Annotated in this window: 20 protein-coding genes; 7 read left to right on the forward strand and 13 right to left on the reverse strand. The window is 32.2% G+C overall.

Features of this window, described 5'->3' with window-relative positions; all coding sequences use genetic code 11:
• Positions 1-42: 42 nt before the first annotated feature.
• A complete protein-coding gene (locus LQ688_RS05190; protein ID WP_239724071.1) occupies positions 43-765 on the reverse strand; it encodes a response regulator transcription factor LytR in 723 nt (240 codons plus the stop codon).
• Positions 765-2519 carry a sensor histidine kinase gene (locus LQ688_RS05195; RefSeq protein WP_239724069.1) on the reverse strand — a complete coding sequence of 585 codons (1755 nt, stop codon included), beginning with the start codon at positions 2517-2519 and terminating at the stop codon, positions 765-767. The genes LQ688_RS05190 and LQ688_RS05195 overlap by 1 nt, the downstream gene beginning before the upstream one ends.
• A gap of 139 nt (positions 2520-2658) precedes the next feature.
• Here LQ688_RS05195 and LQ688_RS05200 point away from each other — a divergent pair, with 139 nt between their 5' ends.
• Positions 2659-3447 carry a putative hydro-lyase gene (locus tag LQ688_RS05200; RefSeq protein WP_239724067.1) on the forward strand — a complete coding sequence of 263 codons (789 nt, stop codon included), beginning with the start codon at positions 2659-2661 and terminating at the stop codon, positions 3445-3447.
• A 93-nt stretch (positions 3448-3540) separates the two neighbouring features.
• On the opposite strand, the gene LQ688_RS05205 is transcribed toward LQ688_RS05200, so the two are convergent.
• The gene (locus LQ688_RS05205; protein WP_064204640.1) at positions 3541-4383 is read right to left on the reverse strand and encodes a tryptophan 2,3-dioxygenase; all 843 of its coding nucleotides are present in this window, start codon (positions 4381-4383) and stop codon (positions 3541-3543) included.
• The gene (locus tag LQ688_RS05210) at positions 4380-5006 is read right to left on the reverse strand and encodes a cyclase family protein (RefSeq protein ID WP_239724065.1); all 627 of its coding nucleotides are present in this window, start codon (positions 5004-5006) and stop codon (positions 4380-4382) included. The genes LQ688_RS05205 and LQ688_RS05210 overlap by 4 nt, the downstream gene beginning before the upstream one ends.
• A gap of 123 nt (positions 5007-5129) precedes the next feature.
• Here LQ688_RS05210 and LQ688_RS05215 point away from each other — a divergent pair, with 123 nt between their 5' ends.
• Positions 5130-7385, forward strand: coding sequence for an ATP-binding cassette domain-containing protein (locus LQ688_RS05215; RefSeq protein WP_070045169.1), 2256 nt, complete (start codon positions 5130-5132; stop codon positions 7383-7385).
• Between the two features lie 562 nt (positions 7386-7947).
• Here LQ688_RS05215 and LQ688_RS05220 read toward each other — a convergent pair.
• A complete protein-coding gene (locus tag LQ688_RS05220) occupies positions 7948-8433 on the reverse strand; it encodes a DUF2798 domain-containing protein (protein ID WP_239752662.1) in 486 nt (161 codons plus the stop codon).
• 147 nt (positions 8434-8580) lie between these two features.
• Positions 8581-9981 (reverse strand): 6-phospho-beta-glucosidase, encoded by a 1401-nt coding sequence (locus LQ688_RS05225; RefSeq protein WP_064211783.1) that lies wholly within the window; start codon positions 9979-9981, stop codon positions 8581-8583.
• 152 nt (positions 9982-10133) lie between these two features.
• Here LQ688_RS05225 and LQ688_RS05230 point away from each other — a divergent pair, with 152 nt between their 5' ends.
• Positions 10134-11009 (forward strand): MurR/RpiR family transcriptional regulator, encoded by an 876-nt coding sequence (locus LQ688_RS05230; protein ID WP_239724062.1) that lies wholly within the window; start codon positions 10134-10136, stop codon positions 11007-11009.
• Between the two features lie 82 nt (positions 11010-11091).
• Here the strand turns inward: LQ688_RS05230 and LQ688_RS05235 are convergent, their stop codons facing one another.
• The 3 genes from LQ688_RS05235 to abc-f form a co-directional block, all read right to left on the reverse strand.
• Positions 11092-12225 (reverse strand): FAD-dependent oxidoreductase, encoded by a 1134-nt coding sequence (locus LQ688_RS05235; RefSeq protein ID WP_239752663.1) that lies wholly within the window; start codon positions 12223-12225, stop codon positions 11092-11094.
• A gap of 24 nt (positions 12226-12249) precedes the next feature.
• Entirely contained in the window at positions 12250-12825 is a 576-nt protein-coding gene (locus tag LQ688_RS05240) for a PadR family transcriptional regulator (protein ID WP_218688732.1), read from the reverse strand.
• A gap of 189 nt (positions 12826-13014) precedes the next feature.
• Positions 13015-14640 (reverse strand): ribosomal protection-like ABC-F family protein, encoded by a 1626-nt coding sequence (gene abc-f, locus LQ688_RS05245; protein WP_239724057.1) that lies wholly within the window; start codon positions 14638-14640, stop codon positions 13015-13017.
• A gap of 881 nt (positions 14641-15521) precedes the next feature.
• Between abc-f and LQ688_RS05250 the strand changes: the two genes are divergently transcribed.
• The gene (locus tag LQ688_RS05250; RefSeq protein ID WP_239724055.1) at positions 15522-16262 is read left to right on the forward strand and encodes a transglycosylase family protein; all 741 of its coding nucleotides are present in this window, start codon (positions 15522-15524) and stop codon (positions 16260-16262) included.
• Between the two features lie 70 nt (positions 16263-16332).
• Here LQ688_RS05250 and LQ688_RS05255 read toward each other — a convergent pair whose 3' ends face one another.
• The gene (locus LQ688_RS05255) at positions 16333-16896 is read right to left on the reverse strand and encodes an RBBP9/YdeN family alpha/beta hydrolase (protein ID WP_239724053.1); all 564 of its coding nucleotides are present in this window, start codon (positions 16894-16896) and stop codon (positions 16333-16335) included.
• 247 nt (positions 16897-17143) lie between these two features.
• Here LQ688_RS05255 and LQ688_RS05260 point away from each other — a divergent pair, with 247 nt between their 5' ends.
• Positions 17144-18064 carry a nucleoside hydrolase gene (locus LQ688_RS05260; protein ID WP_017000209.1) on the forward strand — a complete coding sequence of 307 codons (921 nt, stop codon included), beginning with the start codon at positions 17144-17146 and terminating at the stop codon, positions 18062-18064.
• A gap of 139 nt (positions 18065-18203) precedes the next feature.
• Here LQ688_RS05260 and LQ688_RS05265 read toward each other — a convergent pair whose 3' ends face one another.
• Positions 18204-19586, reverse strand: a complete 1383-nt coding sequence (locus LQ688_RS05265; RefSeq protein ID WP_017000208.1) for an amino acid permease — start codon at positions 19584-19586, stop codon at positions 18204-18206.
• A gap of 235 nt (positions 19587-19821) precedes the next feature.
• Positions 19822-21015 carry a CynX/NimT family MFS transporter gene (locus tag LQ688_RS05270; protein ID WP_064211788.1) on the reverse strand — a complete coding sequence of 398 codons (1194 nt, stop codon included), beginning with the start codon at positions 21013-21015 and terminating at the stop codon, positions 19822-19824.
• 113 nt (positions 21016-21128) lie between these two features.
• Here LQ688_RS05270 and LQ688_RS05275 point away from each other — a divergent pair, with 113 nt between their 5' ends.
• On the forward strand, positions 21129-21686 hold the full coding sequence (locus LQ688_RS05275) for a helix-turn-helix domain-containing protein (protein WP_135021628.1): 558 nt from the start codon (positions 21129-21131) through the stop codon (positions 21684-21686).
• A gap of 54 nt (positions 21687-21740) precedes the next feature.
• On the opposite strand, the gene LQ688_RS05280 is transcribed toward LQ688_RS05275, so the two are convergent.
• On the reverse strand, positions 21741-22598 hold the full coding sequence (locus tag LQ688_RS05280; RefSeq protein WP_239724052.1) for a fructosamine kinase family protein: 858 nt from the start codon (positions 22596-22598) through the stop codon (positions 21741-21743).
• Between the two features lie 206 nt (positions 22599-22804).
• Between LQ688_RS05280 and LQ688_RS05285 the strand changes: the two genes are divergently transcribed.
• Complete coding sequence (locus LQ688_RS05285) at positions 22805-23437, forward strand: phosphatase PAP2 family protein (protein WP_103269168.1); 633 nt, start codon at positions 22805-22807, stop codon at positions 23435-23437.
• Positions 23438-23619 lie beyond the last annotated feature (182 nt).

Below are 23619 nucleotides of genomic sequence, written 5' to 3' on the forward strand. Positions count from 1 at the left end.
TGCAATATTTAATGTGTGAGTTACAATAAGTTGATGTCCAAATTACACCAACCCTATTTCCGCTTTAAACAACTTCATATATGATCGGCTTACTTGTAATTTTATACCATGTGTTAACGTCACTTGGTATGTGGAATTAAACCAATGTTCTACTGACTGAATATGCTTTTTATTGATGATACTAGCACGGTGGATACGGATAAATTTGGCATGGCTCAGTTTCTTTTCATAATAACTGAGTGGTTCGTTTGTTTCATATTTTGTTTCTGTCGTGTTAATTGTTGTAACACCTTGATTGACGGATATCGCTATAATATCTTCTATATTTAAAATGTAAATACGATCATTAATTTCAATAGGTAACACTTCAGTTCCGTCATGATTGGATTGTTCAACTACTGATTGTTGTTCACTACTAGTTAATTTATTTACAGCTTGTTCAATACGTGCTTTTTCAAAAGGCTTTAATATATAATCAGTAGCTTCTAATTCAAATGCCTGTACAGCAAAAGTATCATGGGCTGTTGCAAATATAATATGTGGAACATGTTTCATTTTATTAATTTTTTTAGCTAAATCTAGTCCGCTTTCTTCCATTAAATTAATATCTAAAAATATCACATCAAAATCATTTGATAATAAATGCTCTAATGTTTCTTCAACATTTTCTGCTTCTTTAATATCACTAAATGACCCAATTTGATTAAGTAAATATTTTAATTCATTACGTGCTAATGGTTCATCATCTACAATTAATGCTTGCATTACATATCCTCCTCTATATGTTTATACGGTATTTCAGTTTGGACTTCGGTGCCTAAATGACTAGTATGAATGCAAAGTTCTGCTGTTGGACCAAATAAACCGATTAGCCTTCTATTTAAATTTTCAAGTGCACTACCTGTTCCCGACTGTGATTCTACAATTACTTTACCGATTGTCCCCAACTTTTCTTCAGGAATGCCTTGACCATTATCTTTCACTGATAATTTAATTTTATGTTGTTCACTCGTGACTTCTACCCATATTCGATTGTCATCTTTTCTATTTGTAAAAGCATGCTTAATTGCATTCTCTACAAGAATTTGAATTACAAATGGTGGTACAAGTGCTGATTCATATTGTTCAGGAATATCACATTCAATAATAAAATGGTCTGGATACCTTGCTTGTTCTAACGCAATATATGCTCTAACTTGTTCAAGTTCTTTAGAAATTGTAATTGTGTTATTTCTTGCACCTTGCAAATTAGAACGGAAAAACTGACTCATTTGTAATAATAATTGGCGCGCTTTTTCATGGTCAATTCTAACTAATGCAGAAATTGTATTCATAGCATTAAAGAAGAAATGTGGATTCACTTGTGCTTGTAAAGACTTGATTTCAGCGTCTTGGAGTAACTGTCTTTGTGTTTCAACAGCACCAAGTTCTAATTGGCTCGAGAATATTTTCGCTAATCCTTCAGCTAAACGTTTCTCAACGAATGTTAAATCATGATAATCAGTAAAATAAAGTTTAAGTGTTCCTACGATATCTCCTTGTATATATAGAGGTATTACGATTGCCGCTTCCAGTGGACAGTTAGGATGTTGGCACCCTATCTCTTTACTAGAATACACTTCTTTTTGTTGACCGGTATCAATTACGGCTTTAGACAAATCTGTAATGATTGTTTTATCTGGAGTGTGGTGATCACTAGCAACCCCTACATGCGCTAAAATATGTGTTTTATTTGTAATAGCTACAGCTGAAACTTTCATTAAATCTTTAATCACTTTAGCAGATTCGTTTGCTGAAGACTCTGTTAACCCCTCTTTAAAGTAAGGCAAGGTTTGATTGACGAGTTTCAATACATCTTGCGTTTGAATAGCTCTCATTTGCTCTTCTTGTTTAACAGTTGAAACAATAATGGACATAAATATTGCTGTTCCCAGTCCATTAATAATGATCATAGGTAATGCTATCAATTGAACAAGCTCTAGTGCATCTGCTTTTTGTGAGGAAAACACAAGAATACATATCATTTGAATAACTTCTGTAGATGCACCGATTAAAGCACTTTGTTTCACAGATAAATACCCTTTAGATTTCATCGCTCTTTGGCCGAAATAACCAGCCACTAAACCAATAACTATAGATGAAATTAAATAAGTATATGCATCTGCTCCGCCAATGTAAACTCTAAATATACCTGATAATACACCTACAAATAAACCGACGAATGGTCCGCCGATCATACCTGCCACACCTATCGTTAATACACGTGTATTCGCCAGTGAAACTTCTGGTCCTAGATGAAGGTAAATCATGCTTGAAACCACTTCACCATTATTAATAGCTACACCTGTAAAGTTAGATAACAAGGCAAATGAAGAAAATACTATGATAAGTCTCCATTTAACGTACCATTGTTCACGCTCTCCCATCATATTTTTAAAATATGATGTATTCATTAAGATGTAAGCGACAAGTATAATGAGCCCTACTCTTTCTAGTAATAATACAAATAAATTTAACATAATAGCACCCTATATTTTTATTTTTAATTTAGTTTCTCATCCTCAAACATTTTACCATATGTCATTCATCTCAATCATATAAAGAGAAAATGTTATAATATGATATACAAGACATTTAAGATTCAAGGGGGATTTAGTGATGGATTTACAAAATGCTTTACCGAATGAAATAAGAGGTTTAATAAGACGTGGTGAATTAGAAATGCCTACTAGTGGGATGGCTAAAGGTTATGTACAAGCAAATGTCGTCATTTTACCATCAAAGTACGCCTATGACTTTTTGAAGTTTTGTTTTAGAAATCCTAAGACATGTCCGTTATTAGATGTTTCAGAAGAAGGTTCAACTTCATTTAAAAAATACGGTAAAGATGCTGATATTAGAACTGATGTAGGGTTATATAGAATGTATAAAGATGGTGTGTTAGTTGATACATATCAAGATATTAGGAACTTATATACAGAAGATATGGTGAGTTTCTTAATAGGATGTAGCTTTACGTTCGAACACGCTTTAATAGAAGCAGGCATTCCAATGAGACACATCGAAGAAAAACATAATGTACCCATGTATATTACAAATATTCCGGCGTCAACAAGCGGTGTTTTCAAAGGTAATATAACTGTGAGTATGCGACCAATGACAATGGCAGATGCGATTAAATCAACAGAAATCACAACGCAATTTAAAGATGTTCACGGCACACCTATTCACATAGGAAACCCTAGTGAAATTGGGATACAAGATATCAACACCCCAGACTTTGGTGACCCTGTAACAATTAAAAATAATGAGGTCCCTGTATTTTGGGGATGTGGCGTTACACCTCAATCTGTCGCACTTCAAGCTAAACCAGAAATTATGATTACACATGCTCCAGGACATATGTTTATAACTGATATTAAAGACAGCGAAATGAGCAATTCATAAATTTTTTGAAATAAGAAGGGAGCGGAACTACCAGCCTGAGACATTTATTTATGCCCCACATTGGTAGTACCACTCCGGCAATTGTTATTGTTTTTACAATTCTGTTCTAAGTTCCCAAAGTTCTGGAAAGAAGCTATGATCTATAACACGTTTTAAATAATTTACACCAGAGCTGCCACCAGTTCCTACTTTAAATCCTATAATTCTCTGCACAGTTTTCATATGACGGAATCGCCATTGACTATATCTATCCTCAACATCCGTTAATTTCTCTAGTAATTCATATAACTCAAAATATGTTTCTGCATTTAAATATATTTCTTTAAACGCTTCTTTCACTGATTCATTAGAAACATGATTGTCTGTCACTTTCCTATTTAATACTGATTCATCAATCTTAAAACCAGCCCTGTTTATAGCTTTAATCGTTTCATCGTATATACTTGGTTTTTCAAGCTGTGTTTTTAACAAATTATATATGTTAGCATCTTTTTCATATATTTTAAGCGCATGTGTCGTTTTATACCCGAGGCTATATTCAAGCATTCTATTTTGGTAAGATTGGAATCCTGAAGAACTACCTAAATCATCTCTAAACGTTAAATAATCACTCGGTGTCATCGTAGATAATACTTCCCATACTTGAATGAGTTGTTTTTGTATATTTCCTACTCGTGCTAACTTTTTAAACGCTTGTTTAAATTGATCATTTTTAACGTCATCACATGCAGAATTAATTTCATGAATTATGAGATTCATCCATAATTCTGAAACTTGATGAACGATAATAAACAATTTTTCATCATGACTATCTGTCAATGTATGTTGTGCTGATAAAACTTTATCTAAACCTAAATATTCACTATAAGTCATATCTTCTGTAAAATCTGTCTTTACACTTTCCCCTTTGATTGAATCATCTTGAAAATTATTCATCCCGATTCCCCTTTCTTTTCAATAACTGCTCTAATCGGCGAACCATCTGCTCCCATTAAATTAAGTGGTAAACCTATAAAATGATAATAGCCAGCTGATACTTCTTCTAATAATAAATTTTCAATATTGATAATATCGTATTTATTAAAAGCGTGATGATTATCTAATGTTTTAGAATCTATATCATCTACTGAAGGGACGTCTATACCAAACACTTTAATACCAATACTTGATAAATAAGCAATTGCATCTTCCGTTAGTACAGGTACATTTTCAGGAAAAATATTTGATTTCGCTTCATGTTTTGTTTTAATCATGATAATAGTCCCTTTAATGTCAAACTGTTCAAGTATTTCCCGAGAAATTAAATTCTCTTCAAAAACTTCTATCAATGTTGCCTCGCCTATTAATCGATTTACATCAATTTGATCTATCGTTATACCTTCATCATCAAAATGAAATGGTGCATCCATATGTGTTCCAATATGAGTACTTGTAGAAATACTCCCTATATTTACCGAGCCCGTTTCTGATTTAGTAGCAGACAATTCAAAATTAAAAGGCTCATCCCCCGGCCAGTGTGCAATTTCGTTTGATAGTTTTTGCGTAATATCAATCCACATACATATACTCCTTTACTTTGTAATCGCTAACATTATTTTATGATATAACTTCATTGTACATCAATTTAAGCAGAAGTTTTTGTTTTAAACATAAAAGGGTACAATTATATTGAGGTGAAATTTATGTCTTATATTCGTGTGCATGGTGCAAATCAAAATAATTTAAAAAACATAAATGTCGATATTCCTAAACATAAATTAACAGTGTTTACTGGTCGTTCAGGTTCAGGTAAGTCTTCTCTAGTCTTTAGCACATTAGCTGCTGAGTCTGAAAGGCTATTAAATGAAACATATTCAAGTTATATACAAAATCAATTAACACAATATGAAAAACCTGATGTTGATCAAATAGAACACTTGCCAGTAGCAATGGTCATTAATCAAAAAAGATTAGGCGGTAATTCTCGTTCAACAGTCGGTACTATATCAGATATTTATGCTTCTGTTAGATTGTTATGGTCAAGAATTGGTGAGCCATTTGTTGGCTATTCAAGTGTATTTTCATTCAATAACCCGAGCGGTATGTGTCCAACTTGCCAAGGACTAGGATATGTTGAAGATATAGATTTAAATGAACTACTGGATTATGACAAGTCATTAAATGAAGACGCTATTAAGTTCCCATCATTTCGTCCGGATAGCTGGAGAGGTAAACGTTATTTATACAGTGGTCTATTCGATAACGATAAAAAGCTAAAAGATTATACAAAAGAAGAAATGGATACATTTTTATATACAAAACCTAAAAAATTAAAAAATCCACCTGATAATTGGCCAAAAACTGCCAAATTCGAAGGTTTAATACACCGTTTTAGACGTTCATTTTTATTAAATGATAATTTTGAGAAAAAACGCTTTTTAGAAGATGTGAACAGGGTTGTTACAACACATAAATGCCCTACTTGTGATGGTAAACGTCTTAATAAAAAAGTGTTAAGCTGTAAAATTAACAACTTAAGCATTACAGACTTCACAGCATTACCGATAGATGAAGCTATTACATTCCTTGAAAATATTCAAGATAAAAAAGCTAACTACATCATTAAACCATTGCGTGAACAGTTACAAGCTTTGTCATACGTTGGACTTAATTATTTAACACTAGACCGTCAAACACCTTCTCTTTCAGGAGGAGAGTCACAAAGAATTAAATTAATCCGTCATCTAAACAGTCCTTTAACTGATTTAGTATATATTATCGACGAACCAAGTGTAGGACTTCACCCTGAAGATATTGAAAAAATTAACGACATTATGAAATCAATTAGAGATAAAGGCAATACTGTATTAGTAGTCGAGCATGATCCAGATGTCATTCGTATCGCTGATCATGTAATTGATATCGGTCCAGAAGCTGGAAAGCACGGTGGCGAAATTACATTCACCGGTACATATCAAGAACTGCTTGATACACATACTGCAACAGGTAAAGCTCTGAACCGATCTCATCATATTAAAAAGAACATTCGACAACCAGAAAACTTTATCCATCTAAAAAACATTAATAACAATAACTTAAAAAATGTATCTATAGATATTCCTAAAAACATTTTATCTGTATTAACAGGTGTTGCAGGTTCAGGTAAAAGTTCTTTGCTAAAAGCTGGACTTTATAATCGTAGCGATACAACTTTTATAGATCAAAAACCTGTTCATGCATCAAACCGTTCTAATTTATTAACTTACATGGATTTATTTGATGGAGTCCGTGAGTTTTATAGTAATGAAACTGGATTGAAAAAGAGCATGTTTAGCTATAATTCAGAAGGTGCATGTCCCGAATGTAATGGTAAAGGCGTCATCAAGACAGAACTAGCTTTTATGCCTGACTTTTCACAAATTTGCGAAGTATGTAAAGGTACACGATATAGACCTGAAGTGTTAGCAGCAAAAGTAAATGGATATTCAATAGCCGATGTATTAGCTTTAACAGTTGAAGAAGGTATTGATATGTTCAGTCATAATCACAAGATTTATAGTCGCTTAAACCATTTACAGGCAACAGGACTACATTATATGACTTTAGGACAATCACTCGATACACTATCAGGTGGTGAAATACAAAGAGTTAAGTTAAGTAGATACCTTGATCAATCAGCAACTGATGAAATATTCGTATTCGATGAACCAACAACAGGATTGCATGAAGACGATATACCAACACTGTTGTCATGCTTCGAACAATTGATAGAACAAGGTAATACAGTTATCATCATAGAACATAACTTAACTATGATGACCCATGCGGACTGGATTATCGATGTAGGACCAGGAGCCGGCATGAACGGAGGACATATATTATATAGTGGACCACCACAAGGTATATTAGATGTAGACGATTCATTTACAGCAAAACATTTAAAACGATATATAGATTAAAGAAGGTTAAAAAGCTGAGACATTTATTGATGTCTCAGCTTTTGTTGTTTTGAGCGCGAAGAAAAAGGTACTCTATTTGGATTATTGTCTTAGTTAATCCAACTAAATTGGCTCTTATTGGATTTTCGACTTAGTTAATCCAACTAAATGGCTCTTATTGGATTTTCGACTTAGTTAATCCAACAAAAGGTGGTCTACTTGGATTTTTGTCTTAGTTAATCCAATAAAATGGCTCTTATTGGATTTTCGACTTAATTAATCCAACTAAATTGGCTCTTATTGGATTTTCGACTTAATTAATCCAACAAAAGGTGGACTACTTGGATTTTTGTCTTAGTTAATCCAACAAAAGGTGGTCTACTTGGATTTTTGTCTTAGTTAATCCAACTAAATTGGCTCTTATTGGATTTTTGTCTTAGTTAATCCAATAAAATGGCTCTTATTGGATTTTCGGCATAATTAATCCAATAAAAGTATAATCTCTAGCTTTTATATATTCTTGCCAAAAAGGAGTCGACAGAAATCTCATTTTCCTAAAAAAATTTCTGTCTCGCTTCCTTTTTTAATTTCCCATAGTCATTTTATTCACTTGAATATACCTAGTAAATATATAACGAACTAGTGGGCCCATAACAATAATTTGTAATGGTAATGCTACGATTAAATTTTTACTAAATATCGAAAGATAGTCTATAATCATTGAATTCGAAGTATATCCAATATGAATGTAAGTAGAAACTAAGCCGTAAATAGACATTAAAAATGCCATTCCTAAAACCATACATATGGATATTGCTAAGACTGTATAGATTTTCTTATTTGTATTTGCTGTTAATTTAAATGCTATTTTTTTAGCGTTAGGTCCTACAATGAACATATCTAATATAAAGGCAATAACAAATCCTATTGCAAAATCAGATATTCCTTCTATAAAAGTAATTTCCCCTATTGTTCCATTAATATAAAGATTATATATACTCATTACTAATACCATACCAAAACACATTATCAAGCCGAATTGTATATTTTCTTTTCTAGTTGTTGGCAATTTTATCATCCTTTTCTATTTATATCTTTATAGTATAGAGAGAATAAAATTTGCTCGTAAGTGAACTTTTTGTGAACATTTTTTAAAACTTAAACCCCGTCACTAGTTATATTAGTGAGGGGGTTAAGATTTCAATAGATTTAATTTTTATAAAGGTAACGATTGGTTATTTAATTCTAATACAACTTCATCTTTAATTGTGCATCCTTCTTCTAAAAGTTGTGTAATTTTATTGTCAAACTGTGGTAAGTACTCTTTATGTGCTATTAATAGTTCGTCTAGAACGCGCTTAGCTGTTTCTCCACTTGGTATAAGTGGATTCATAGTAAATGCTTGTAGCGCTAAGCCATAATCTCCTGTTACTGCCGCTTCTTCTACAGTTAACTCCATATTCTTCATTAACTGTAACCAACCTTTTTCTGCTGGTTTGAATGTTCCAAATGCTATAGGACGTGCACCTTCTGCTCCAATATAAGCTGAAACTTCTACCACGTCTTCTGGTGATAAATCTGGTACAGATCCTTGGTTTTTAGTAGAAACAACAATATGGGTATTTTTATTAGCATAGATAGATGCAATCGTTTCACACGCTGCTTCTGAATAATAAGCGCCACCACGTTGTTCTAACTGTTCTGGTTTGTGATCTAAGTTAACATCTTTATATAATTCGAATAATTCTTTTTCACTCTTTTTAACTTGCTGTGCTCGCGTTCCTACATTCTCATCATTGTATTCTTCTAGCATATTCTCAAGCATTTCTTCAGTTCTATAATAGTAGCGATGGTACCCACAAGGAATCATATTCATTTGTTTAAGTTGCTCTTTGAAGAATGGTATATCATGAATATTTGCTGGAATTCCTGAATCATTACTATACATTTTATCAATAATTTCAGAAGTTACATCAACACCTTTAGTATCTTTTACGCGGTGCCAATGAAAATGATTTAAACCGGCAAACGAATAAATTAGCTCATTTATATCTTTTCCTAATAATTCAGGTTCAGCCATCATAGCACCTACTGGAACGTTACATAAGCCAATAACTTTTTCCCAGCCACCGTAACGAATAATTGAGTCAGTTACCATACCGCTTGGGTTCGCAAAATTAATTAACCATGCATTAGGACAAAGTGTTTTCATGTCCTCTACAACATCTAAAATAATTGGAATTGTACGGAATGCTTTAAAAATACCACCAGCACCATTCGTTTCTTGACCGACCATGCCGTAAGATAATGGTATTCTTTCATCTTTAACACGAGCGTTTAATCCACCTACTCTAAATTGTGTCGTTACAAAATCAGCATCTTTCAACGCTTCTTTACGGTCGACTGTTAAATGAACTTTAACATCGTAAGGAGAAGCATCCCACATTCTTTGAGCCATTTTACCTACTATTTCTAATTTTTCTTTACCTGGTTCTATATCTACTAGCCAAATTTCTCTTATTGGAAGCTCTTCGTACCTTTTAATAAAACCTTCCATCAATTCTGGAGTATAACTACTTCCTCCACCTATTGTTACAATTTTTACACCTTTAACCATTGGAAAATCCCCCTTTACCTCAATAATAGATTCCTTTTAAAAATGTACAAGGCCTTAGCACAAATCAACTTTATGATTTACAATATTTTAAGAATTTTTAATTATTTTTGTAAATGTTGTTTACAAAAGCTATAATTGATTTGGTGATAAATATGCTATTAAGCGAGAAAATGAAAGAACAAGAACGTTTTTCTATTTCCGAAAGAACAGTTATTAGTTACATATTTAAAAATTGGGATGAAATACAAGATCAAACAGCAAAGCAAATTGCAGAAGAAGCCTATACTCACCCTTCCATATTAACGAGAATTGCTAAGAAACTAGGATATTCAGGTTGGGTTGATTTAAAAGAAGCTTTTGTTAAAGAAATGTATTACTTAAATAATAATTTTCACAATGTCGATGCTAACTTTCCATTTGATGAAACAGATAACTTCATGACAATTTCAAACAAGTTAGCCACTCTAAATGAAATGACAATAGAAGACACGTTATCATTAATCGACTATAATGCATTAAAAAAAGCAGTTGAATATTTAAATACAGTATCAGAAATTAAGATATTTTCATTAGAAAATAACCTTCAACTTTGTTATGCTTTCAAATCTCATATGATGAGAATCGGTAAAAAAGTTACGCTATGCACCTTTGACCAAGGTTACGAAGCATCAACCTGTTCGGAAGATACTTGCGTTATTATTATTTCTTACACAGGTGAAACTACAAATATTCTTAAACTGTTACCAATGATAAGAAAAAAGAAAGCAACTATCATATCGCTAACAAGTATAGGCGATAATACATTGGTCAAACAATCCGACTATCTATTCAGAATAACAACACGAGAAAAACTATATTCGAAAATTGGTAACTTCACATTAAATAACTCTATTACTTTCCTATTAGACATCTTTTACAGTTGTATCTTTTCAGAAGCATACAAAGATAATATTGAGTTCAAAGTAAATATATCTAAATATTATGATAGTAGAAAAAGTTCAAATAAAGTAATGAGAGAAGAAGAATGAATGTGAAAATACAAAGAAGTGGAACAGAAATCTTATTTTTTCTAATGAGATTTCTGTTCCACTTCTTTCTAGTTTATAAAAATTATTTTTCCACATCTAAAAAGAATTGTGCCATTTTTTCCGCACCATTTTCCGAGAAAAATATTTCTAAGTTATCTTGTGACTCTTTCGCATGAATTTTTGTAATTTCGAACATTTGTTGTTCATAAGCTTTTAATACTTCAGTAAGATTATTAAAGTTTTTAAATGATTCTGCTAAAAGGTAAGCATCATACAAAGCCATATTTACACCTTCACCAGCGAATGGACTCATAAGATGCGCAGCATCACCAATGATTGTAATATTTGGTTGTGTTGCCCAAGTTAAACCAATAGGAAGTTTATAAATTCTACGGAATTTAATATCATCATAACTATATGCAATATAATTTTTAAGCTCTGAATCCCAGTCACTATATTCAGCTAACAATCTTTCTTTTAATGTGTCCAATGAAAGATTACGATATTCATCAAGTTTTTCATATTTGGTTTTGAAGCTGATGTATGCCATTATACGTCCGTCTCCATTACGTTGACCTAATATAGCTTGATCGCCACCTAAGCCAATTAGCTTACCATTTTTATTGAACTTAAGAAGATCTGGGTGTTCATTCTCATCAGAATTCATCTCAATCATAGAAATACCAGTATACTCAGGTTTAGCATTTGTTAAATGAGAGCGTATCTGAGAAAATGCACCATCTGCACCAATTACTAAATCTGTCATAACAGTTGTACCATTTTCAAATACTATCTCAACTTCCCCATTATCTCGCTGTATCAGCTTTTCAAACTTAAAACCATATTTAATATTTTCCGGATGAATTTGTTCCATTATAATATCACATAATTTCCCACGATCGATTTCAGGCCTATTACCCTCACCTTCTGCATCTTCATCGTATAAAATTTCTCCGTCTTTATTTACAATACGTGTATCTTCACCTTCGTAACGCGCGTGCTTACGAAAATTCTCGAAAATACCAGCCTCTTTCAAAGGTAACTGTCCACTGTCATCATGAATATCTAGTGAACCACCTCTGTCACTATGCATATTTTGATAGCCACGTTCGTAAATAGTGAAAGAGAAACCTTGCCGCTGTAATAGTAGCCCTAGCATTAATCCACCTGGACCACCACCTACAATTGCTATATGTTTTAAATCTTGTTTCTTCATTATTAGTCATTCTTCTTTCAAGTTTTATTTTTCTTCCCTGAATTGTTGAAGTTTTTCTTTAGTTTCCTTAATTAATTGTTGAAACTGTTCATATTTTTTATCATCTTGCATTGAGATTTTACCTGCCAACATAAATGATTTGAAAAGTTCTTGTAATTCACTTCTAGATTCTTTCATTTTTTCCATATCCATGCTTTGGAATTGTTCCATACGTTTTGTAAATTCATCATTGTTTCCGTTCTCTTCTAAAAACTGCTTTCCTTCATCAGTAATCGTATAAACTTTTTTCTTGCCATCTTTAGAAATTGACACAAACTCACGATCTTCTAACATTTGTAAAATCGGATAAACACTGCCAGGACTCGCCGAATAGAAACCTTTAAATTTCGCTTCGAGGTCCTTAATAATTTGGTAGCCATGTTTCGGTTCTTCTAATAACAGATTTAATATAATGAACTGTAAATTGCCTTTTTTGAAAAATCTTTCATTACCTCTTGCAGCAGCGAACATTTTTTCAAAACCATCAAAGCCACGAGAGAAACCTCCGTCATCATGTTGCATCATTGCAAGTCTTCTACTGTGAAATTGTCTGTTGAACATTATTATCACCTTTCTCTTTTCGATATATCGTTATATTAACCGATATATCGAAAGTTGTAAAGCGATATATCGTAATTTGATTAAAATAATTGAATTTTTATAATTGCACCTCTTAAACCCAATAATTTTTCATACTAAAAAGACGTTAACAACCAGAACTGATTCAGTTAGGTCGTCAACGTCTTTTCTTTATATTTCATTTTGCTTTATTTTTTCTTTTACGTAATCATAGTTGCCTTCGTATTTTGTTAATATTTGTTCTTTCAATAAGTACGTTATATTAAACAATTTATTCAAAAAGTACCTATCGTGAGAAACTGCTATAATCGTTCCATTATATTTTTCTAACGCATCTTCTATTGTTTCTTTAGAGTCTATATCTAAATGGTTTGTCGGTTCATCTAATATGAGCACATTAAAGTTTTGATTAACGATTTGTGCCCATCTTAATCTCATTTTTTCTCCACCACTTAGATATTTGATAGGTTTAAACACATCTTCACCATAAAATAAAAACTGTGCTAATATATGCCTTGCTTGACCTTCTGTTACATTCACAACTTCCCTAAATACTTCGATAACTGTTTCAGAATTTAAGTTTTCAAAAGTATGTTGTGATAAGTAACCAATTCTTAAATTAGGTGCAAGCTTTATTTTACCTTCATCTTGTTCTTCGTTTCCTAATATTAATTTTAAGATTGTACTTTTACCTGTACCATTATCACCAATAATAGCTACGTGCTCTTTTCTTCTTATTAATAGGTTAATATTCTCAAATAAAATATCATCATACATTTTTGATATATTAACAAATTCAACAACATCGTTTGAAACACGTTGCCCTTCAGATAAATTCACATTCATTTTTTTATTTTCTAATATAGGCTTTTCAACTCTTTTTATTCTGTCCAATGCTTTTTCCATACTTTTCGCTCGTTTATACATCGCTGCATTTGGTGGCTTCGCTTGGCTCGCCCATAATCTCAATTGCTTAATAGATTCTTCCATCTTTTTAATCCGCTTTTGTTGAGTCTGATAAGCTTCAAATTCTCTAATTATACGAGCTTCTTTTTCTTTAACGAAATAACTATAATTTCCGTTGTAGATATGAAGCGTTCCTTGATCAATTTCTATAATTTCATTGACTGTTTCATCTAAAAAGTATCTATCATGAGAGACAATTACAATTGCTCCAGAGTATTGTTTAATAAAATCTGTTAACCAATCTATTGCTGAGATATCCAAATGATTTGTAGGTTCATCTAATAGAAGCAACTTAGGTTGTTTAAGTAGAATTTGTGCCAAGCCTACTTTCGTTCTCTCACCACCAGATAATTTACTCCATGTTGACTCCAATAAGTTACTTATCTTTAGTCCATGGCTAACTCTTCGGATTTGTGCATCTTTCTCGTAGCCACCATGTTCTTCATATAATTCTTGTAATTGACCATATTGTTTTAACAATTTATTTAAATCGTCTGGATTATTTGCCATTTTTAATTCTATATCACTCATTCGCCCAGCAATATTATTCAACTCTTCAAATACTTCTGACAAACATTCGTATATATTTTTATCGTCTTGATATTTCGGTAATTGATTTAAATAACCTATTGATAAATTCTTCTGCCAGCTGATTTGCCCCTCTGTCGGCGCTTCTACACCAGCCATCAATTTTAACAGCGTACTCTTACCTTCACCATTTCTTCCAACTAATCCTACGCAATCACCATCATTTAAATCATATTTTATATCGTCAAAAATAATATCTCCCATATAAGATTGCGTAACTTTCGATATATTTATAATATTCATATTTGCTTCCTCCAAATTGTACTATAAGGAAGCTAGTGCTAGATGTTCCTTATAGCGATTTTTTTCTTCAAAAAAGACACACTCCACCAATTTTGGAGAAAAATCCGCAAATTTGTTGCGAACGATTACTATAAATCTGCAACTATTAGCTAAAAGAAACATCTAAAACACCTCCGTTCAAAAATAAGTTACTTCTATTATATATTCTATAACGTGTTTCTTCTATATATAGAGATAAATTAAAAAGTTTATTTTTATAAATACTTGCAATGCTATTGATTTCTATTTCAAACTCAATTATTCCTTCATATTTATTACAATAAGATTACAAAGATTACTGACTGATGACTAATGCTATAAGTCGATAAACCACCAGTAATAAAACTGATAATTCTGTATTTTGTAGTCAACTTCGCTTAAAACATACTCGCAGTAGTTCTCAACTTGTATGTAAATATTTCAGATTATTTATTAAAATAAAAATATAACATCATTTTAAAATTAATATTTCAGAGTAATGCTTAATTTTTTGTTCTTACTTTTTACCTTTAATTAATAAATTCAAATATCTTAATTTTTTATAATAAACTGTCACAACAGTTCTCAGAGAGTTTTTAGTCATAAAAAAATACCATATATACAGTTAAATAAGAAAGAGTGAAATAAAGTGTATTATTACAAAGTGTGACATGAAGCAATTTTTATTACAGAATCAATTTGACATTGTAACCTTTTGTTATTTGACTGTAATTTACAAAGGGCTCATATATGTTATTGTTGTCTTGTCCCATTTTCACAGGGAAGAATTTTTTAACTAACAAAGAAATTATCAGCTAACATTAATAATAAAATTATAAAATATTACGGAGGGTTTTTAAATTATGAAAAAAGCAATTTTATCTTCATCATTAGCAGTAGCAATCGGTGCAACAGGAGTAGCTTCAACTAACGTAGCAGACGCTTCAGAACAAAATGTAAACAAGGAAGAACTAGCTCAGTTAGCTCAAGCTAATGCACCACAACTTAACCAAGAAGCTATCCAAGAAGGCGCTTATGACATCAACTTTACTTTAGATGGTTTCGAATATAACTTTGAATCAGATGGTCAAAACTTCACTTGGGGTTACCATGCAACTAATGCAGCAGACACTGAAACTCAAGCTCCAGAAGCTACACAAGAGCCAGTTGCTGAACAACCTGCAGCTGAACAAACTCAAGCTCCAGCTGAAGAAACACAAGCTCCAGCTGCAACAGAACAAGAATCAAACAATGTTGAGGCTCCTCAAGTAAAAGCACCTAAACAAGAAGCTCAACAAACTCAAGAAACTACGACTCAAGAAACAAAAACTACACAAACTTCTTCAGCATCTGAAGGTTCAGATGTAGAAGTTAATGATCACTTAAAAGCAATCGCTGAACGTGAATCAGGCGGAGACCTAAAAGCTGTTAACCCATCTTCAGGTGCAGCAGGTAAATACCAATTCTTACAAAGTACTTGGGATTCAGTAGCTCCTGCAGAGTATAAAGGTCAATCACCAACAGAAGCTCCTGAAAGCGTACAAGACGCAGCTGCTGTTAAATTATACAATGAAGTTGGCGCTTCACAATGGGTTACTGCATAATATATAAGCAGTTATAAACTTTATTCAACAAAATAATCCAACGCCCTCGGCAATAGCTGAGGGCGTTTTTTTATTCTTTATTAAATATTTCTTCTACATAATACTTAACTTCAGGAAATGAATCGTAACCATCTTCTTCACAAAAATGACCGTCATGATGCTTTTTAAATACTTTTGCATCTAATCTTTCTGCCAATGATTTACTTAATGGATAAGACACAGTAGGATCTTTCGTTGCACCTATAACGACTCTATACGGTACTACATCTTTAATTTTCTCATAATCTACATTTGTTGATTCTATAAACCCATCTAATTCAGGAAATTTTATTATCTTTTCATCAAACCCTGCAACGAGTACAAGACCTTTTATGTTAATATCACTTGTTACATTAGATATCATATCTAATACAGTGATTACTCCTAAACTATGAGCTACTATAATATTTTCACCACTAGATAAATCTATATTTTCTTTTAAAGTTTGTGACCATTCTTCTAGCTTAGGTTCTGTAGAATTAGGAAAATCAATTAAATGGCCATCTACCTCTGGAAATTGATTTTTTAACCAATCAAACCAATTTTTTTGGCTATTGGCGTTATACCCGTGTGCTATATATAAATGTTTACTCAATTAAATCACCTTCCAATGAATAATTCTTGCATATCAAACCTAGTATCGCCATTAGCATACCACCTACAGGAAATATGAGCCACCAAAAACTCGATAAAAACTCCCAACCATTCATTACTCTCTCATTTGTAGTATTAATAGTAGCTAATGTTAAAACAATCATATTTTGGTGAAATCGCTTTATACATATAAAATTATATGGTTTGTTATAATTATTAGTATAGATATTTTACAAAGGAGTGGGATTATGACAACACCAATTATAATTGATACTGATCCCGGTATTGATGATATTATCGCAATTTCAGCAGCTTTAAATTCACCAGAACTAGATGTTCGGTTAATCACATCTATTGGAGGAAACGTTGGAATTGAACATACGACTAGAAATGCAATTGACATTGTAGATTACTTTAAGAAGGAAGTACCTGTAGCTAAAGGTGTCAATAAACCTTTATTAAACGCTTTATCTACGGCTGAATATGTACATGGACACAATGGTATTGGTAATTATGAATTTAATACTTCACAACGTTCAAATATTTTAGAAGACAACGCTGTAATTGCTATGAGAAATGTGATTATGCAGTCTGATGAACCTATTACATTAGTTCCAATAGGACCATTAACAAATATTTCTCTTTTATTTTCACTTTTCCCAGAAACGATTGAAAATGTAGAAAAAATAGTGTTAATGGGTGGCGCAGCTGTCGGTGGAAATGCTACGCCCGTAGCGGAATTTAATATATTCGCTGATCCTCATGCTGCTCATATTGTATTTAATCAAGATTTACCTATTGTGATGTGTGGATTAGATGTCACAAGAGAAACGATGATTAACCAAGATGATGTTGAACGTCTTGCTCAATTAGGTGATTTTGGAAAAATGATTACGACGATGCTCGATGTATACAACGATTCAAACTCTGGGGGTGCAAACCAACACATTATTCATGATCTTAGCACAATATTCTACTTATTGTATCCAGAAATTTACGAAACTAAAAAAGCAAATATTTCTGTTATAACAGAAGGACAAGCAGAAGGTTGTACATATACTGAATTTAATGAAGATGGTTTAGTAGATGTATGTATACATGCAGATAACGAAAAATTCAGATCATATTTTGTTGATTTTGTAGAAGATATTTATAAAGAATTTGGATAAATAAAAATGGACACTACAAATCTCACATATTAAATAAATGCTCCTAATCCTCGAGTAAAATATACACTGGATTAGGAGCATTATGTTGAGTAAGGAATTTCTACCTTATTCTCTTTTTTATTTTAAATATATATGAATTTTAGTATTCTCCTCTATCGACTCTATGATGGCCTCTTAAGAAATAAATAACTGTCATCAGTGATAAGAAGACAATACCTATAATAACTGATACTCTTGTTTCTGCATTAAATAACATACCTATCAATACTAATACAAAGAAAGCTAATGTTATATAATTTGTGAAAGGAGCGCCAGGCATTTTGAATGGATGTCCATCTAATTCTTCTGGATGATTTTTTCTAAATCTAATATGACTAAGTAAAATCATAAACCATGGCACCATACCTGGTAGTATAGACGCACTATATACATAAACGAATATATTTTCTGAGCCATCAATAATTAATGGTAATACGATGTTTAAAATAACACCTACAAAAATACCAACTGAAATTGCTAATACTGCAAAGAATGGTACACCTGTTCTCATAACTTTTGTAAATATGCGAGGCATTTGTCCTTTTTGAGCAAGTGTATAAACCATACGACTTGAACTGAAAATACCTGAGTTACAACCTGACATCGCTGCAGTAATAACAACAAAGTTAATTAATCCTGCTGCTATTGTAATACCTACTTTAGCGAATGTTGCAACGAAAGGACTACCTACATTTCCTAATTGGTCCCAAGGATAAACAGTTACGATTACAAAAATTGCACCTATGTAAAAGATTAAAATACGCCAAATTACGCCGTTTACTGCACTTTTAATATTTTTCTTAGGATCTTTTGTTTCTCCTGCTGTAATCCCTATTAATTCCACACCTTGATAGGATCCGACAACCATGGATAATGCAAAGAAGAAGCCTACTATACCTTTAGGGAAAAATCCACCGTGTTCTGTTAAATTACTTAAACCAATTGCATTTCCGCCATTACCAAATCCAAAGAATATAAGCCCGAAACCTGCAACTATCATTAAGATAATTGTGACTACTTTAATCATCGCAAACCAGAATTCAAACTCTCCAAAAGCTTTAACTGACACTAAGTTTGCAGTTGCTAAAGTTAGTACAACGATAACACCTGGTATCCATGTTGGTAAGTCTGGCCACCAATACTGCATATATTGACCTACAGCTATTACTTCACTCATACCTACTACAATCCACTGGAATATATTACTCCATGCAGTTACATATCCTGCTACTGGATGTAAATAATCACTTGCATAGTTTGCAAATGAACCTGTTGTTGGGTATAAATAAACCATTTCTCCCATAGCTCTCATGACTAAATATAAGAATAGCCCTGCTACTAAATATGCAAGTATTGCTGATGGTCCAGTCCATAAAATAGTGCTTGAAGCACCCATAAACAGACCTACACCAATTGTTCCACCAAGCGCTATCATCTGCACTTGACGAGAACTAAGACCCCTTTTTAAATGATTGTCTTCCATCTTTTCGTGTCACTCCCATACCTATTTACCAATTTTAAGTTTATTTTTTAAACTGCATGGGACAATTATACTATAAAGAGTGAGAAATAAAAGTATAACCAGAAAGCGTTTTCCGATTTATGTAAAAAATGTGGTGCAATGTTCATTAAATTGTAATATTTACCATAATTATTTTATTTATGTAAACAAAAAGATTACTCATACTATCTGTTGAGCAATCTTTTAAATTCATATTTTATTTAGTTTGTAAAGTTTGTTCTATTGTTCTATTACGTCCTGCTTGTGAACCAAAGAACATAATTAACAATGCGGTAAATAGTAAAACGCCAAATGATGTATTCCAACTGCCTGTAGCGTCATGTAATATTCCGAAGAACAATGGACCTATAGCGGCGAATAAATAACCAACAGCTTGAGACATACCTGATAGCTTAGCAGCTGTGTATCCATGTTCTGTTCTTAAACCAAAGAACGTGTTTACTAGACCAAAAGCTAAACCGCTCGCTATACCAAGTAAGACGATGCCTATAATCGCCCACTCAGGTTTAATCATTAACGATAAAATTCCTAGTACAAACAATAACCCTGTAATAAATGTGATTAAAAATTGTGATTTCATTTTTTCAGCAAATATTGGTGTTATAAATGTTAATGGTATAATTGCAAGCTGTAAAATTGATAGATATATACCAGCCGCATTTATTGAGATACCATTACTTAATAAAAACTCTGGAAGCCAGTTTATCAATGAATAAAATATTAATGATTGTCCACCCATTAATAACGTTATTTGCCATGATAATGGAGATTTCCAAACATTTATATTAGCATTGTTTTGTTGAGTAGAAATTTTTTCATGTTTTTTTAGTTGAAATGACCAAATAATAATACCGAGTAGTGTAACGACTCCTATTAAACTAATCGCAAAATTATAATTAAAACTTTTCACTAATGGAGCAGTTACATATGAAGAAACACTACCAAATATATTCATCGTAACAGTATAATAACCAGTCATTATACCTATACGTAATGGGAAATTCATTTTAATAATACCTGGTGTGAGTACATTTCCAAAAGCAATACCTACACCTATAAGTAGTGTACCTATGTATAACCAAGATACGCCTGTAATTGCTCTTAATACAATACCTAGAAAAATTAATATTAAAGCGCCAAATACTGTACGCTCTAAACCAAATCTATGACTGATCTTAGCCGCAAATAGTGAAACTACTGCGAAAGATAATAACGGTAGTATCGTAATAACACTTACAGTAGTATTGGATAAATCTAAACTCTCTTTAATAGAAGGTAATGCAATACCTACAGAAGTAATAGGCGCTCTTAAACTTGCTCCTATAAGCAAGATTCCTATAAACAGCATCCAATTCGTTTTTTTATTATGTTGCCTTAAATCTTCTGACATAAAACATTCTCCTATTTTATATTTTCTGTTATAATGTACAAAACGTTCGTTATAAAGAACAAATCATATTGTACAGTACGTTCATTACATTGTAAACAGGAGTTGTTTAATTAATGCAAAATAACATCCATACGATTGTTGCACATAACCTTTCACAGTATCGAAACAATCAACAACTAAGTTTAAGTACCGTTTCAAAATTAACAGGCGTTAGTAAAACGATGCTTAACCAAATAGAAAATGGTCAATCCAATCCAACGATTACAACACTATGGAAAATAGCCAATGGTCTACACATACCTATATCAGATTTAATCTCTAATAAAAACGAAAATATTCATTGTATTTCAAAGTCAGACATCATACCTATTTATAATGAACATCAAACTGTTATTATTTATCCTTACTTTCCTTTTAATGTTGATAAACAATTTGAAATGTTCAACATGGAATTAGAAGAAAATGCTGAAATGCATTCAGAAGGCCATCATGTAGGTTCAGAAGAATATATCATCATACATAATGGTACGTTAGAACTTGATATTAATGGGATGACCAATACTATAACAAAAGATGATGCTATACATTTTTATTCTGATGTACCCCATACGTATCGTAATGTTGGTAGTGAACGCATTCACTTAACAGCTAGTATTCAATATAAAAAATAAACTTTATACATAAAACCCCTTCACTACTTTATTAGCGAAGGGGTTTTAATTTACTTAATCATTTAATATATCTTTCATTGTACGGTTCACACTACCAGCATATAGGCTACCAAATTTAACAAGGTGTACCATTAATAAATATAGCTCATAAAACTTTATACGTTCATTAGCGCCTTTACTTAGAGGTAATGCTTCATTATAAGCATCATAAAAGTCTTGTGTGAAACCTCCGAATACTCGTGTTGCGCCTAAATCAAATTCTCTGTCCCCATATAAAGGAGATGGGTCGAATAAAGCTGGTTTTCCGTCTGTTAAGAACATGTAATTGCCTGCCCATAAATCCCCATGTAATAACGAAGGTTTACTAGTGTGTTGTTCTAATTCTTCTAATATCGTTTCACGTACATTTTCGTAAGTGTCTAATTCGTCTTGTGACCAAAGTCCTCTATTCATAATTTCATCGCGAAGTTGATCAAGTCTTTGATGAACAAATAGTTCTGCCCATGTATCTTTCCAACCATTTTCGAATGTTATATCACTGCCTTCATAAGGCGTATCAAATCCAAATTTACCATTAGGTTCATAGTTACTATGCAATTTCGCTACTAATTGTCCTAATTCTTTCTGACTTCCAGACCGACCTTCTTCTAAGAAGTTCAGTAGTAAATACGCATCACCATTAATTTCACCATGCGCTTCTACTATAGGTGCTCTGACACCAGCCGCTTCAAAAGCTTCTAATCCCGCTATTTCGGCTGCATAAAAATCTTCTGAACGATTTTGTTGAACAAGTAAGAAATAGTCACCATCTTTACTTTCAATTTTATAAGCTTCGTTCACATCACCACCACTTACTGGTGTTATTTTTTGTATATTCTCTATCGGTAATTGAGATTGCCAATCTTTATTCATGAAAATGCCTCACTTTCTCAAATTTATCATCATATATTATTAACTACCCTTTTTGTTTAAGACAAATCTAGGTCGTCATGTGCAATGCTAATTAGTATCTAAAGAGACTAGATTATTAGGTCGTCCTAAAGTTGTATTGTGCTAAATGTCTATCTCATTTAAAATAGTATTAATGTACAAAATACACAGAAGGAGCTTTATGCATCTTGAAGAAGGATACAAAGTTAATCATATCTTACTCTATTATTTTCATTATATTACTTGCTAGTGTACTAACACGATACATATATCCTCTTGATTATGCTGTTCACGATTTTATTGAATCAACAGCAACGATATTTAGATTAAACACTTATCTAACTGTTATTTCTTTTTTATTTTCACCTTCTCATGTTGTTATTATGATAGCAATAATGTTGATTGGCATTTACTTTTATAAACGAACAGTATTTTCAACCTATACCATATTTGCTATAACATCACTTGTAGTTGGCACAGCCTTAAAATATATTATCCAAAGGCCAAGACCTTCAGAATTTATAGATGGCTTTAGCTTTCCTAGTTTACATACATTAACTTTATTCGTAGCTATCTTTATTGCTACATGCTTCTACGATAAAGCAATTGTAAAATGGATATTTGGTATATTAATTGTTTCTATGATGTGTTCAAGAATGTATTTAAACGCTCATTTCTTCTCAGACACATTCGCAAGTTTAATCATTGTCCATTCAATTTATATAATCATAGTTAACATGCAAAATAAAATTAAAGATAAACGTTTATTGGAAGAAAATAAGAGCAATAGTAAAATTCAAAACAACCAACAACAAAGCTAGTGTATAAACCCATAGCTCTAAAAAAGTCTACTAGTCCGTTAATTATAATTTAATGGATTAGTAGACTTTTTATGTATATACGATTTTGAAAGTGCATGTTAGCTTAAGGTGTTGCTCGACCCAGTAGTCTTTCACTCATACTATTCCTCCGGTCGTCAGCACTTTGAAAAATCGTTCAAGGT

The organism is Mammaliicoccus sp. J-M40 (assembly GCF_022386395.1).
Taxonomy (GTDB): Bacteria; Bacillota; Bacilli; order Staphylococcales; family Staphylococcaceae; genus Mammaliicoccus; species Mammaliicoccus lentus.

Bases quoted from the DNA above. Each gene is read 5' to 3' on its own strand.
- LQ688_RS05190 (WP_239724071.1), bottom strand. From the start codon at position 765: ATGCAAGCATTAATTGTAGATGATGAACCATTAGCACGTAATGAATTA.
- LQ688_RS05195 (WP_239724069.1), bottom strand. From the start codon at position 2,519: ATGTTAAATTTATTTGTATTATTACTAGAAAGAGTAGGGCTCATTATA.
- LQ688_RS05200 (WP_239724067.1), top strand. From the start codon at position 2,659: ATGGATTTACAAAATGCTTTACCGAATGAAATAAGAGGTTTAATAAGA.
- LQ688_RS05205 (WP_064204640.1), bottom strand. From the start codon at position 4,383: ATGAATAATTTTCAAGATGATTCAATCAAAGGGGAAAGTGTAAAGACA.
- LQ688_RS05210 (WP_239724065.1), bottom strand. From the start codon at position 5,006: ATGTGGATTGATATTACGCAAAAACTATCAAACGAAATTGCACACTGG.
- LQ688_RS05215 (WP_070045169.1), top strand. From the start codon at position 5,130: ATGTCTTATATTCGTGTGCATGGTGCAAATCAAAATAATTTAAAAAAC.
- LQ688_RS05225 (WP_064211783.1), bottom strand. From the start codon at position 9,981: ATGGTTAAAGGTGTAAAAATTGTAACAATAGGTGGAGGAAGTAGTTAT.
- LQ688_RS05230 (WP_239724062.1), top strand. From the start codon at position 10,134: ATGCTATTAAGCGAGAAAATGAAAGAACAAGAACGTTTTTCTATTTCC.
- LQ688_RS05235 (WP_239752663.1), bottom strand. From the start codon at position 12,225: ATGAAGAAACAAGATTTAAAACATATAGCAATTGTAGGTGGTGGTCCA.
- LQ688_RS05240 (WP_218688732.1), bottom strand. From the start codon at position 12,825: ATGTTCAACAGACAATTTCACAGTAGAAGACTTGCAATGATGCAACAT.
- abc-f (WP_239724057.1), bottom strand. From the start codon at position 14,640: ATGAATATTATAAATATATCGAAAGTTACGCAATCTTATATGGGAGAT.
- LQ688_RS05250 (WP_239724055.1), top strand. From the start codon at position 15,522: ATGAAAAAAGCAATTTTATCTTCATCATTAGCAGTAGCAATCGGTGCA.
- LQ688_RS05260 (WP_017000209.1), top strand. From the start codon at position 17,144: ATGACAACACCAATTATAATTGATACTGATCCCGGTATTGATGATATT.
- LQ688_RS05265 (WP_017000208.1), bottom strand. From the start codon at position 19,586: ATGGAAGACAATCATTTAAAAAGGGGTCTTAGTTCTCGTCAAGTGCAG.
- LQ688_RS05270 (WP_064211788.1), bottom strand. From the start codon at position 21,015: ATGTCAGAAGATTTAAGGCAACATAATAAAAAAACGAATTGGATGCTG.
- LQ688_RS05275 (WP_135021628.1), top strand. From the start codon at position 21,129: ATGCAAAATAACATCCATACGATTGTTGCACATAACCTTTCACAGTAT.
- LQ688_RS05280 (WP_239724052.1), bottom strand. From the start codon at position 22,598: ATGAATAAAGATTGGCAATCTCAATTACCGATAGAGAATATACAAAAA.